12 protein-coding genes are annotated in these 13493 nt (G+C 54.8%); 3 read left to right on the forward strand and 9 right to left on the reverse strand.

The window, feature by feature from the left end:
* Positions 1 to 131 precede the first annotated feature (131 nt).
* The 7 genes from hflX to N8E88_RS27365 form a co-directional block, all read right to left on the reverse strand.
* Positions 132 to 1544 (reverse strand): GTPase HflX, encoded by a 1413-nt coding sequence (gene hflX / locus N8E88_RS27335; protein ID WP_315975267.1) that lies wholly within the window; start codon positions 1542 to 1544, stop codon positions 132 to 134.
* Between the two features lie 6 nt (positions 1545 to 1550).
* A complete protein-coding gene (gene hfq, locus N8E88_RS27340) occupies positions 1551 to 1790 on the reverse strand; it encodes an RNA chaperone Hfq (protein ID WP_106716647.1) in 240 nt (79 codons plus the stop codon).
* Between the two features lie 122 nt (positions 1791 to 1912).
* Entirely contained in the window at positions 1913 to 2779 is an 867-nt protein-coding gene (locus N8E88_RS27345; RefSeq protein ID WP_262293316.1) for a D-amino-acid transaminase, read from the reverse strand.
* 12 nt (positions 2780 to 2791) lie between these two features.
* Positions 2792 to 3895 carry a lactonase family protein gene (locus tag N8E88_RS27350; RefSeq protein WP_262293317.1) on the reverse strand — a complete coding sequence of 368 codons (1104 nt, stop codon included), beginning with the start codon at positions 3893 to 3895 and terminating at the stop codon, positions 2792 to 2794.
* An 8-nt stretch (positions 3896 to 3903) separates the two neighbouring features.
* On the reverse strand, positions 3904 to 4668 hold the full coding sequence (locus N8E88_RS27355; protein WP_262293318.1) for an MBL fold metallo-hydrolase: 765 nt from the start codon (positions 4666 to 4668) through the stop codon (positions 3904 to 3906).
* Positions 4669 to 4775: 107 nt separating this feature from the next.
* The gene (locus N8E88_RS27360) at positions 4776 to 6137 is read right to left on the reverse strand and encodes a nitrogen assimilation response regulator NtrX (protein WP_112529193.1); all 1362 of its coding nucleotides are present in this window, start codon (positions 6135 to 6137) and stop codon (positions 4776 to 4778) included.
* 1 nt (position 6138) lies between these two features.
* Positions 6139 to 8403 (reverse strand): sensor histidine kinase NtrY-like, encoded by a 2265-nt coding sequence (locus N8E88_RS27365; RefSeq protein ID WP_262293319.1) that lies wholly within the window; start codon positions 8401 to 8403, stop codon positions 6139 to 6141.
* A gap of 278 nt (positions 8404 to 8681) precedes the next feature.
* Between N8E88_RS27365 and N8E88_RS27370 the strand changes: the two genes are divergently transcribed.
* The 3 genes from N8E88_RS27370 (at position 8682) to N8E88_RS27380 (ending at position 11276) form a co-directional block, all read left to right on the forward strand.
* A complete protein-coding gene (locus tag N8E88_RS27370) occupies positions 8682 to 9656 on the forward strand; it encodes an aldo/keto reductase (RefSeq protein WP_262293320.1) in 975 nt (324 codons plus the stop codon).
* 189 nt (positions 9657 to 9845) lie between these two features.
* A complete protein-coding gene (locus tag N8E88_RS27375) occupies positions 9846 to 10634 on the forward strand; it encodes a GGDEF domain-containing protein (RefSeq protein ID WP_262293321.1) in 789 nt (262 codons plus the stop codon).
* A 132-nt stretch (positions 10635 to 10766) separates the two neighbouring features.
* The gene (locus N8E88_RS27380; RefSeq protein ID WP_262293322.1) at positions 10767 to 11276 is read left to right on the forward strand and encodes a DUF1993 domain-containing protein; all 510 of its coding nucleotides are present in this window, start codon (positions 10767 to 10769) and stop codon (positions 11274 to 11276) included.
* Positions 11277 to 11337: 61 nt separating this feature from the next.
* On the opposite strand, the gene N8E88_RS27385 is transcribed toward N8E88_RS27380, so the two are convergent.
* Complete coding sequence (locus N8E88_RS27385) at positions 11338 to 11814, reverse strand: YfbU family protein (RefSeq protein ID WP_262293323.1); 477 nt, start codon at positions 11812 to 11814, stop codon at positions 11338 to 11340.
* Between the two features lie 216 nt (positions 11815 to 12030).
* Positions 12031 to 13491, reverse strand: a complete 1461-nt coding sequence (gene ntrC, locus N8E88_RS27390) for a nitrogen regulation protein NR(I) (RefSeq protein WP_262293324.1) — start codon at positions 13489 to 13491, stop codon at positions 12031 to 12033.
* Between the last annotated feature and the right edge of the window lie 2 nt (positions 13492 to 13493).

Below are 13493 nucleotides of genomic sequence, written 5' to 3' on the forward strand. Positions count from 1 at the left end.
GGCGCCCTGAACAGTCAATAAGCCGGGGCATTACTGACTGCCCCAGCTTGGCGGGCCGTAAAATGGCGTGAAATAGCCAGTTTATGGCGACGGAAGCTGTGGAAGAAGCCGAGACGGCGAAGTAACTCGCCTTACCTGTTATTCCTGCTCAGCATCTTCTCATCAAGCATTGCCTGCGAGTTGACTGTCATATCCATCGTTAGTGCGATTGAGCCGTCATCGAGATCCTTGCGCTTCACATTGCTGGAATGCTGATAAATCCAGTCCATGAGCCGCATCTGGTTATGCTGTAGCGTGACCTTGACCTTGGTGAGCTTGCCAGCGATCCGGTCCTCGATTTCCTTGAGCAGGGCGTCTACGCCCTCACCCGTAATTGCCGAGACCGGGATCGGATGCTCATTACCAATCGCCGCGGCGCTCAAGCGCTGCGCCGCCTCGCGGCCGGCTTCATCCAAGAGATCGATCTTGTTCCAGACTTCAATGATGCGTTTCGTGTCGCCGCGCTCGATGCCGAGGCTTTCCATGATCGCGTGAACGTCTTCCGCCTGTGCTGCGGTGTCCGGATCGGAAATATCACGCACATGCAGGATAAGGTCGGCCTCGACCACCTCTTCCAGGGTCGCGCGGAAAGCAGCGACGAGATGGGTCGGCAGGTTGGAAATGAAACCAACAGTATCCGAGAGAATGATCGTTTCGCCATGTTCGAGCTTGATGCGCCGCAGCGTCGGGTCCAGCGTGGCGAAGAGCATGTCTTCGGCGACGACCCCTGCTCCGGTCAGGCGATTGAACAGCGTGGATTTGCCGGCATTGGTATAGCCGACAAGGGCAACAACCGGATGCGGCACCTTCTTGCGTTTGGCCCGGTGCAGCGTACGCGTGCGAACGACAGTCTCAAGCTCGCGCTTGATGCGCAGGATCTTTTCCTGCAGAGCGCGCCGGTCGGCCTCGATCTGCGTTTCACCGGGACCGCCGAGGAAGCCGCCACCACCACGCTGACGCTCAAGGTGAGTCCAGCTGCGGACCAGGCGGCCCTTTTGATAGGTCAGGTGCGCCAGTTCAACCTGCAGCGCGCCCTCTTTTGTCTGGGCGCGGCGGCCGAAGATTTCGAGAATGAGGCCTGTCCTGTCGAGAACCTTGGCATTCCATTCTTTTTCGAGATTGCGCTGCTGAACCGGCGTCAACGAATGGTCGACGATCACCAGTTCCGCATGCGAAGCTTCAATGATCTCGCCAATTGTTTCTACCTTGCCGGTTCCGAGCAATGTAGCCGGGCGCGGCGCAGAAACCTGAACAATATCCGAATGGACGATGTCGAGGTCGATCGCCCGCGCCAACCCTTCCGCTTCTTCAAGCCGCGCATCGTCGCTGCGCTGAAATTCACGTCGGAATTGCGAGCGCCCGCTGCCGTCGGAACTGCCGCCATCGGCAAACCGCTGTGGCAGGACAGGCACAACTACGATAGCACGCGTAGGTTCTCTGGCGGTTTCACCGTTGCCGGTCGACCCACCATTGTTCTGTGCGTTACGCGTCGTTTCTTTTGTCAAAAGTAGTTATTCGCTCTCTTCAACTTCGAACATCTGCACGGGCTGGCTGGGCATAATGGTCGAGATCGCATGTTTATAGACGAGCTGCGAATGACCGTCACGGCGTAAAAGCACACAAAAATTGTCGAAAGACGTGACAATTCCAGTCAGTTTCACACCATTAATGAGGAATATTGTCAGAGAAATCTTCTGTTTTCTGACTGAATTCAGAAAAAGGTCCTGAAGATTCTGCGATCGTTCAGCCATTGTTTTTGTCCTTTTATGCGATCAGCAAACGTGTCTCATACAAAATTCTGCGGCGGAAGCAAACTTTCTTTGCTCCAGCAGGAGGTGAAAAATAGCGCTCTGTTAGTCCCCTCACTCTCCGGTTAACAGGATGGCGTTTTTTCCGCAATGTCAAAAAACGCTTCCCGCAAGGAAAGTGTAGTTGTTCCAGGATGGCCATTTGCTACCGATTCGCCATCAATCGCAACGATTGGCATGACGACTGTTGACGCGGCGGTCATGAAAACTTCCTTGGCCTTCTTTGCTTCATCGACAGAAAAGCCCCTCTCCTCGATCTTCAGCCCCAACCTTTCTGCCACGTCGAAAATGGTGGTGCGAGTGATACCGCGCAGGATTCCGCTCTCGGCGGGACGGGTGACCAGAACGCCGTCCTTGGTAACGATCCAGGCATTCGTCGCGGCGCCCTCCTTTACGATACCATCTCTATCGATGAACCATGCTTCTTGGGCACCTTGTTCCTTCGCCTGCTGGCGGGCCATCACATTTGGCAGCAAACCAATGGATTTGATATCGACCCGCTCCCAGCGGTTTTCTGGCACGGTTATCACCTTGATGCCCTTGGCTGCCCGAGCAGACGATGCTGCAGGGCTGGTGCGCTTGGCGGTGACGACGATGGCTGGTGGCGTATCCGGCGACGGAAACACGTGATCGCGCCTGGCAACACCGCGCGTCACCTGCAAATAGACAAGACCGTCGTGAACCCGGTTCCGCCGGACGACTTCCTTGATAATGATCTGGAGTGCCTTGCGAGCCATCGGCCAGGAAATCTTCAATTCCGACAGCGAACGATTCAACCTGTCGAGATGGCGGGTCATGTCCATGATATTGCCGCGTGCTATCTCGCAGACTTCATAGACACCGTCGGCGAACTGATAGCCGCGGTCCTCGATGTGGATACCAGCTTCCGAATGCTGGACATATTGACCGTTTACATAGGCAATGCGCGACATCGCGGCTCCTTCTTAGCGGAATGTACCGAATACGATGCGCATGGGTGTGTCCAGCGCAACGCGTTTGCCGGTATCCTCAAGTGCACCCGTATGAATATCGCGTCTGAAGATGGCGATGCCGCCGCCTTTCTGATTGGCAACCAGCATGAATTTGCCGGACGGGTCAATTGCGAAATTGCGCGGGCCAATCCCTTGCGACGGTGTCCAGCCGATCAATGCAATTTCACCCGAATCTGCGATGGCATAGCTGACAATACTGTTGTGACCACGGTTGGATCCGTAGAGGAACCGGCCGTCGGGGCTCACGGCGATTTCCGCGCAGGTATTGGTCCCGGTGAAGCCCTCCGGCAGTGCCGGCAATGTCTGGATCACGGTGAGTGCCGCGTTCTCCGGATTATAATTCAAAACTGAAACGGTGCTGTTCAACTCGTTGATGACATAGGCAACTTTGCCATCTGGGTGAAATATCATGTGGCGTGGACCCGCCCCTTGGGGCAGCTGCGTAAACGGTGTCGCGGCGAGGGACAGGCTTTCGCCCTTCTTCGGCAGTCTATAGGCCATAATCCGGTCGAGCCCGAGATCGCAGACAAAGACAGTCCGATTGTCGGGACTTGCAACCGCACAATGGCCGTGCTGGCGTTTGTCGGTCGGCAGAATGGCGTTTGGGCCTTCATGGATTGCAGCGGCAAAGGCAGGCTCCAGCCCGCCGTCTGCTCGTAGCGCAAAGGCAGTAATCGCATTCCCCGGCCGCGCGCCCAATTCGGCGACCGTGTAGTTCGACGCGAAGATCATTTCGCGAGTCTGGTCGAAACCAAGATGGCAGGTAGTGTTCCCCAACGTCGATTGCATATTGATATAGGACAGCGCACCGGTCGAGGGATCGATATCGAAGGCTGCGGCGAGATTCTCGTTCCACGCCGGAACTTCCGCAGCGGCATAGAGGCGCTTGCGCTTCTCATCAATCGCCAGATACCCTGGATTGTCGATCGCCAGATACTCGCTCGTGAGCGTCATATCTCCCGTCTCATCATCGAATTGAAAGACACTGATGCCCTTTCCCTTACCGGGCAAGGCATTGCGATTCAGGTTACCGACAAAAGCAAAGGTTTTTGGCATCGTTGATCTCATGCGTTAGGGGTGGAGAGATGGAGAATCTCGCCGTCGCTGGGAATAAGCAGCTTATGCTTAGCGATGTCGTGGGCGTTCGCATAGGCTTGCAGGTTATCGCGGGAAACAGTTGCGTGATCCAACGCTTCCATATGGGTCGCTATGATTCTCGTATCTTCGGGAGCAATACGGCAGATATCGACAGTTTGTTCGGCATCCATGACAATCAGCACATCGTCCCATTTGGCTCCACAGGAATGGGTGATGATAATGTCCGGAGCAAATGTAGCAATTGTTTCGCGCACGAGCGGATAGAGGATCGTATCGCCGGTCCAATAGATCGATGGTTCGCCGTCTGCCTCGATCGTGAGGCCAATGACGTTTCCCATCTTTTCGAGCACAGGACCAGAGCCGTGATTGCCGTCGCGACGGGTCAAATGAATACCTGCATATGTCAATCTGCCCGTCAGAGGCGTAACGTCGATGAAGCCGAATGACCGGATTTTTTCCTCGTCGCCTGGTTGGCAAATGAGAGGCAAATGCTTGGGAACAAGCTCCTGCGCGACCTTGTCGAAATGGTCCGCATGCAGATGCGAAACAATGACAAGGTCCACTCCGGCAAGGATTTCCTCCGTCGATACCGGCAGTTCGACCATTGGATTGGGTGAGCGGCCCGTGAACGATGGACGGCCGTGCTTCGACCCGAAATCCGGATCGATCAGGATAGTCGTGCCGGCATAGTCAAGTTTCAGCGTTGCGTTGCGAAGGAGTTGCAATTTCATATCGCCGGTCTCTTTCTGTGCTGTTCCACGACATTGCACAAGGCGTTCACGCAAAATCGGGCAAGGATGTGCCGGGGCGTCGAAAGGCTGCCGGACTGGACACTTGATCAGACGCCGAGGGACTTCAGTTTGCGGTGTAGTGCCGACCGTTCCATGCCAACGAACTCGGCCGTGCGTGAGATGTTTCCGCCAAAGCGATTGATCTGGGCAATCAGATATTCCTTCTCAAACCGCTCCCGCGCTTCACGCAATGGCAGCGCCATGATGTGCTGGTCCGATTCCGTTGGTGGTTTTGGCAGCGTATCGCCAATCTCGGCGGGCAGCAGATCAGCGGTGATCACCGATTCAGGATCGTCGCCCCGGGCGAGAATGATCAGGCGCTCGATGTTGTTGCGCAACTGGCGAATATTGCCCGGCCATGAATGCGACTGCAGCACCGCCATTGCATCGGGGCCAATCTTCCGCGGCTTGATACCTGCCTGATCGGCGATCTGCCCCATAAAGAACTCGACAAGTGCTGGGATATCGTCACGCCGGTCAGCCAATGGCGGCACGATAACGGGAACGACCGCGAGCCGATGGAACAGATCTTCGCGGAAACGTCCTTCGGCGATCATTGCCTCGAGGTTTTGGGCGGTCGAAGAAATAATACGAACATCGACCTTGATCCGCTTGGTGCCCCCTACCCGCTCAAACTGCTGATCCACCAAAACACGCAAGATCTTGTTTTGGGTTTCTCGCGGCATGTCAGCTATCTCATTCAGGTAGAGAATGCCGCCATGCGCTTCTTCCAGGGCGCCGACCTTGCGCTCACCACCATCGGATTCGGTGCCGAATAGCTCGACCTCCATTCGTTCTGGAGTGATGGTTGCCGCGTTCAGATTGACGAACGGCCCCTTGGAACGTGTCGACAGGGCATGAATGGCACGCGCGGTCAGTTCCTTGCCTGCACCGGAAGGCCCTGTGATCATGATGCGGCTGTTGGTCGGCGCGACCCGTTCAATAGTCTGGCGAAGGTGGTTCATGGAGAGCGAACTGCCAAGAAGTTCAAAGCTTTCGCTCGAGCGCTTGCGCAGGTCCGAAACCTCGCGGCGCAGCTTCGATGTCTCCAAGGCACGCTCGGCAATCAGGATCAGACGGTCAGCCTTGAAAGGCTTCTCGATAAAATCATAGGCACCGCGGCGAATGGCCGAAACGGCCGTTTCGATATTGCCGTGACCGGAAATCATAACGACCGGGATCTCCGGATGCCGCAGCTTGATCTCGTCCAGGAGCGCCAAGCCATCCAGGCGGCTGCCCTGCATCCAGATATCGAGGAAAATCAGCCGGGGTATGCGGTCATCTATCGAAGCGAGCGCGCTATCGGCGTCGGATGCGACGCGGGCCTCATAGCCTTCATCGCTGAGGATGCCAGCCACAAGTTCACGGATGTCGACCTCATCGTCGACCACAAGAATATCAGATGCCATGTTAATTCACCTGTTTTGCCGATTTATCGGTCTCTGCTTCGACCGGCGTAACGGTCTGCGTGGTTGGAAAAGTCATGCGGATCATAGCGCCCCGGCCCCCGTAAAAATCTTCCGGCGCGTCATGCAATTCGAGATGTCCAGCGTGGTCCTCGACAATCTTTTTGACGATAGCAAGACCAAGTCCGGTACCCTTTTCACGAGTCGTCATGTACGGTTCGAGCAGCCGCTGCCGGTGTTCGCGTGGCAGGCCTTTGCCGTTATCAAGTATCTCCACGACGATCGTCGCGTCGTCCTGTCTGGATCTGACGAGAATGTGTCCGTTGGCATGAGTCTCTTTCACAACGGATTCAACGGATTCAGCGGCATTCTTGATAACATTTCCGAAAGCCTGGCCCATCAAACGACTGTCGAACTGACCGATAAGCGGGGTATTGCCAAAGTCACGTTCGAAACGGATATCGCTACGGCTGACCTCCACGAGGAACGAGGCCTCGCGCAGAGCCTCGCGCAAATCCATTGCCTTGATTTCGGGTTTCGGCATGCGCGCGAAGGAGGAAAATTCATCGACCATTCGGCCGATATCACCGACCTGCCGTATGATCGTTTCGGTACATTGATCGAAAACTTCACGGTCCTCGGTGATCACCTTGCTATAGCGACGGCGCAAACGTTCGGCAGAAAGTTGAATTGGTGTCAGCGGATTCTTGATCTCGTGCGCGATGCGCCTTGCAACGTCAGCCCATGCGGAGGAACGCTGCGCCTCCACCAGATCGGTGATGTCATCCACGGTCACAACGTACGAATGATCAATCGATTCAGCATCTTCTACGGTAATCTGGACGTTAAAGGTCCGCGCGCTGCCGCGACGCGACATGGTCACCTGCTCGCGATAGACAGAGCGGCCCGTTGCATGCGCGACTTCGAAAACCAGTCCGATCTCCGGAACGAGCGCAGTCAGGTTCTTGCCAATAGCGGCTGCCGGGTCGAGCGAGAGCATGGTTTCAGCAGAACGATTGACAATGCCTATGACACCGTCGCCGTTGACACTGATAACGCCAGCGGTCACGCCCGAAAGGACCGCTTCGGAGAACCGTCGCCGCTCATCGATCTGATCCTTGGCAGCAACGAGATCATTGCGCTGTGTCCCCAACTGCTGAACCATTGTGTTGAACGTCTGCGAAAGAGAACCGATATCCCCGTCATTGCGATGTACGGGAACCGAGACATCGAGATTACCGGTTGCCACATCATCAGCTGCACCAATCAACAGCCGAATGGGGCGCACGAGCCTGTCAGCAACAGCTATGCCAGTCCAGATAGCCGATAGGAGCAGCGTGAGGGTCAGGCCGAAATAGAGCAGCGCAAAAAGGATCTGCGTGGTTACCCCGTCGCCGGCGGATGCTTGCTCGTCGGCGGTTCGTTTCTCCATCAATCGGCTCGAACTGAGAATGTCCGCATCGACGGGCCTCACCGTGTAGAGAAACAGACCCGGTATTTCCCGCATCATGATGACCGCACTCAGGAGATTGGTTTGTTCTGGCGGAATAAGCACGGGCTTGCCGTCCGATGCAGTCTCCAATACCGACCTTGCTACTGCAGGTATCGCGATGTCGGTCTTGATGTCGGCGCGCACAGCGGTTTCACCATTTGACCTGACCAGCGATGCGCCAAGAAGCCCCCGTCCCAGCGCCTGCTGGGTGAGCAAACGGGTAAAGCCGCTGCGATCGAGATTATAAAGCGTGCGCTGGCTATCGAGGTCATTGACCATTTCCAGCGTTGTGCCCTGCAAATTGCGCGCACTTTCCTGAATGTAGGAGTTGGCGAGGCTGATCGACGAATTGACGATGGTCGTACTCCGCATCTCGAACCAGCGGTCGAGGCCGAGATCGAGTGTAATGGACGCGACAATAGCGACGATCATTGCCGGCACAGCGGCGACAAGCGAAAACAGTATGATCAGACGCACATGTAGGCGCGATGCTGCTTTTCCGCGTGTCCTTGCCCGCGCGATCCGGTAGGCTTCCCGTCCGATGAGCATCATGAGCGCCGCAATCAGCGCCGCATTGATGCTTGTGAGCAGCAACGTAGTCTGGCTGTCTGGGCGGATTGGCGTCATTCCGGTCAGAATCAGAAAAGTTACGCCTGTCGTAAGAAGTGCGAGGACAACCGTCGCAATTCCAGCCCTTGAATAAAACTTCTGGATGCCGCCGCTCGTCGCGCCAGCCGTCGAATTTCCAGATAGGTTGACCGAATTCGATAAAAGCATCGCTATCGTGATTCCCACACGTGGCACTCATGCAACACATTGTGGCGGAAATGCAACGTTTTGTCGCGAAACAATGCTGATTGTCAGCACTTACCCACAATTGCCGGATCCGGGTCGCGGGCCTAATCTGTCGTCAATTTCTTGTTATACCTTGCTATCGCCATTCCAAAATCGACAAAACGGCTTACGACTATCGGAAACATCGTCAATCTGGCGCGTTGGCACGGGCCGCGTGGTCCGACGTTGACACCTCGACTTTGTAAAAATGGAGAACTGAGATGGAATATGTGCGTTTCGGCAACACCGGTCTCGAGGTCTCGCGTATATGTCTCGGATGCATGAGCTACGGCGAGCCTGATCGGGGCAACCATGCCTGGACGCTTTCAGAAGAAAAAAGCCGGCCATTCATCAAGCAAGCGCTGGAACTTGGTATCAATTTTTTCGACACGGCGAATGTTTATTCAGACGGCTCCAGCGAGGAGATTGTTGGCCGTGCGCTCAACGATTTCAGTACGCGCGAAGAGGTTGTCATCGCCACAAAAGTGAACAGCAGGATGCGCCAGGGGCCGAACGGCGCGGGCCTTTCCCGCAAAGCCATCTTCGCGGAAATCGATGCGAGCTTGCGCCGGCTGGGCACTGACTATGTCGACCTCTACCAGATCCATCGCTTTGACTACCAGACGCCTATCGAAGAGACATTGGAAGCTCTTCATGAAGTCGTGAAATCCGGCAAGGCGAGGTATATCGGGGCATCTTCCATGTATGCCTGGCAGCTCGCCCAAATGCTTGCGACCTCGAGTCAGAAGGGATGGACACGCTTCGTTTCCATGCAAAACTATGTGAATCTGCTCTATCGCGAGGAAGAGCGCGAAATGTTACCGCTCTGCAAGGCCGAGGGCATTGCCGTCATTCCATGGAGCCCCCTCGCCCGCGGCCGGCTCACGCGTGACTGGGACGAAACCAGCGCCCGTTCTGAAACCGACGAATTCGGTAAAACGCTTTATGCCGGTACTGAAGATGCTGACAGGAAGGTTGTAAGTGCAGTTGCAAAAATAGCAGAGCAACGAAAACTGCCACGTGCACAAATAGCACTTGCCTGGGTTCTGACCAAGGTTACTTCTCCTATAGTCGGCGCTACGAAAGCATCACATCTAGATGATGCTGTTGCGTCTCTTCAAATAAAATTATCTGACGATGAAATTGCTGCGCTGGAAGCGCCCTATATTCCGCATCGCGTCATGGGTTTTGTTTGATGGCAAATAGTTTTGCATCCTTTTGCGATAGTTCCAGCTGTGAGCGCGCTTATAAAACATGTGGCTGAAATAATGTGCCTCAGTCAAACGTACGATAAAAACAACAACTGTTAAAATTACACCGTTCGTAAAGAGCTTTCCTTATCGTCCTGTCGATATATGGAGTAAAGACACACTCGGCGGACGGCAATGACGACCTACGATTTATGGATGACGAAATTCGGCGACTTGCCACCTCTAAGACAGGTCGCGATCATGGTCGGCATGGCGATTGCCGCCTCGGATTTGCTCACGGTTCTTTTCTTCCTGGTTGTCAGACTGGATCGTCTCGACGTGGCGCTCATCGTCACCACAATCATTGTTGTTGTCGTGAGTGTTCCGCTCGGTGCTTTTCTCGTCGGGCTCAATTATCGTTTGAAGCAAACCGCCCTGAGACTTGATCTTGCCCTGCGCAAAGATGACCTTACCGGTCTGTCGAACCGCAACGAATTCTACATGCAGTCGCAGAAACAGATCGCCTTATGCGATCCGGACAAAAGTGCCGGTGCAGTCCTTTATATCGACGCCGATCATTTCAAGTCGATCAACGACCGGTACGGCCACGCCGTTGGAGACGGAGTACTCCAGGAAATTGGAATTCTTATCCGGTCCACCATTGGCGAGTGGGATTTTGCCGCGCGGTTCGGCGGCGAGGAGTTCGCCATTTTCCTGACGGGTGCGGACCTTGGAAAGGCCGATTGGATATCGCACCGGATTCTCTCTGGTGTTCGGGATATCTCCAAATACCTCCGGATAGGCGATCTCGACGTGACGGTAAGCGTCGGGATATCAATTCACCGACCTGGACAAGGCCTGGAGGAGGCGTTGGTGGCTGCCGACAAGTGCCTCTATGCAGCGAAGAGCCAGGGGCGAAACCGCATAGTTCATGCCGATGATAGTCCCGCCACAATTTTTGAACCCAAACTTCGCAAGATTTAGCTGCCAGGTGGCCTTGAAAAAGAGGGCCAGCGACGTATTTGCGCTTGGCACTACCAATGTCACAACTCCATTCTAAATTTCATCTCGATTATAGATTCTGCAAGTTCTGAAATGCTTCAAAGGAGCACGCCTATGTCATTATCCATGCACAAGATTTCCGTTCCGGCGTTTGTCCGGGGTTTCGCCGTTCTTTCGTCGTTGATCGACAAGGCCGAGGCATTCGCAGAGGAGAAGAAAATTGCTCCGGCGGTTCTCGTCAATGCACGTCTGGCGCCGGACATGCTGCCGTTCTCTGGCCAAATCCAGCGGGCCAGTGACACATCGAAGGGCGTAATCGCTCGCCTGACGTCGGTCGAAGTTCCGAAATTTCCCGATGAGGAAGCGGATTTTGCCGAGCTGCGCGAACGTATCGCCAAGACAGTAGCATTTTTAGAGAGCGTCGATCCGTCAGCGCTCGATGGCACTGCGGATAAGGAAGTCACGTTGAAATTCGGCAAGTCCGGCGTGGTGTTGAGCGGCGAAGACTACATCCAGAAATTCGTTCTGCCGAACTTCTATTTTCATGTCACGACAGCTCAAAACATTCTGCGCCACAACGGCGTGCCTGTCGGGAAACTCGACTACCTTGGCTCATTGGGTTGAACGTCAAGCCTGAATGATTGTGGCCGGCAATGCCGGCCACAATCATTTATATCTGTGCAGGTCAAGCGACCAGATGTTCGATCTGGTCAGCGGAAAGCTCACGCTTCCTGCCGATTTCGTCCCATCGCTTCAGCATGGTGCGATATTTTTCAAGCTGCAGTTCCGGCCGATTGTCAGGGCTGTTGGAGACTTCCAGCGGGAACTTCAGGATGTTGCTGAGGAAGTCGGCATAGGCGAAACGCTCGTCCGGCTGGCTCGGGCCAAAGCCAACAAACGCCGTCTTGCCTGGCATGTTGCTGGCCGCTCCCCCACTTGAAGCCTTTATTGCGCGGAACAGCGCAAGGATGTCGTCCATTTCCTGGGCCTCTTCCTTGCTCAGGGTCGTCGTTGAGATTCCGAGATCTTCATAAAGACTCTCGAAACCCTTCTCCACGACTTCCTGGTGCCGCGCGTAAAGGCTCGATTTCTGCGGATCAAGCTTCTTCAAGATTTCGTATTGATTGAACAGCATCAATCGTTCTGCAAAACTGAACACCATGCACCTCCGTGTGATCGAATGGCAATTCGGCACGTTACCGGTTGCGTTAATTCACGAGATTTCTGGTGATTACTCTGCACATACTCACCTTAAAAAGGCTCTGTCGCAGTAGTTACAATTTTATCTTCCTTTGATATTGTCAGAACTGGTGAATCATTTGCTAATACCTAGGGTCAGGACCCATTAATGATTTCTTAAAGAGCGAATACCGCCCGTTCAGCGTTCATTCTTGGCACTCTTGTAGATGTTGACACCCAGTTCGCGGATTTTCTTGCGCAATGTGTTGCGATTGAGTCCCAGCAATTCGGCAGCCTTGATCTGGTTCCCATGTGTCGCCGTCAGGCAGGAAAGGATAAGTGGATATTCCATCTCCTCCAGTACACGCTGATAAAGACCGACGGGTGGCAGGTCGTCTCCATAGGAAAGGAAGTAGCGCTGCATGTTCAGTTCGACCGCCTGGCCGATAGTTACATCCTGGTCCGCAATTGAATTCGACGATGGCTCGGCTGGCCGCAGGTCGGCCTTGAGTTCAGCCTCGATGACGTCCGCATTGATCTCTTCTTGCGGGTAAAGCGCAGCAAGACGGCGGACGAGGTTTTCCAATTCCCGCACATTGCCTGCCCAAGGATAACGCCGCATAAGATCAAGGCCATCAGCCATGATACGTTTTTCAGGCAGACCGTCCTTCGCCGCCATTTTGAAAAAGTGCCGCACGAGATCCGGAATATCTTCGCCGCGTTCGCGCAAAGGCGGCAGGCGCAGCGGCACGACATTGAGACGATAGTACAAATCTTCCCGGAAAAGGCCCTGATTGATCAAGGTGCGCAGATCCTTATTGGTGGCAGCAACAATGCGCACGTCGGTCTTGATCGGTGTGCGCCCGCCGACGGTCATGTATTCGCCCTGCTGTAACACGCGCAAAAGCCGGGTTTGGGCTTCCATCGGCATATCGCCGATTTCGTCGAGGAACAAGGTACCGCCGTCGGCCTGTTCGAAGCGTCCGCTCGACCGGTTCTGAGCACCGGTAAAAGCCCCGCGCTCATGGCCGAACAATTCGGACTCGATAAGGTCACGCGGAATCGCTGCCATGTTAATAGCAACGAACGGACCTTTGCGCCGGCGGCCATATTCATGCAGAGCTTTCGCCACCAGCTCCTTGCCAGTACCCGACTCACCGGAGATCATCACCGTCAGGTCGGTCTGCATCATGCGCGCCAATACCCGATAGATATCCTGCATCGCTGGCGAGCGGCCAACCAGCGGCATTGTATCGGGTTGTTCGTCCGCAGCCCATTTTTCCGGCTTTTTCTTCGGTTCCGAAAGTGCCCGACCAACGATGCTGACCAGTTCCGTCAGATCGAACGGTTTTGGTAAATATTCGTAGGCTCCCGCCTCAGAGGCACGAATGGCAGTCATGAAGGTGTTTTGCGCACTCATGACGATGACGGGCAGATCGGGTCGCGATTTTTTGATGCGCGGCAGAAGATCGAAAGCGTTTTCATCGGGCATCACCACATCGGTGATTACGAGATCGCCATCGCCCGCCGATATCCAGCGCCACAAGGTAGCTGCATTGGACGTTATGCGGACGTCATAGCCTGCACGGGAGAGCGCCTGATTGAGGACCGTTCTAATTGCTGCGTCGTCATCTGCGACGAGAATACTGCCCAAACTCATAA

Origin of the sequence: Phyllobacterium zundukense (assembly GCF_025452195.1) — a bacterium.
In the GTDB taxonomy this organism is placed as follows: domain Bacteria; phylum Pseudomonadota; class Alphaproteobacteria; order Rhizobiales; family Rhizobiaceae; genus Phyllobacterium; species Phyllobacterium zundukense_A.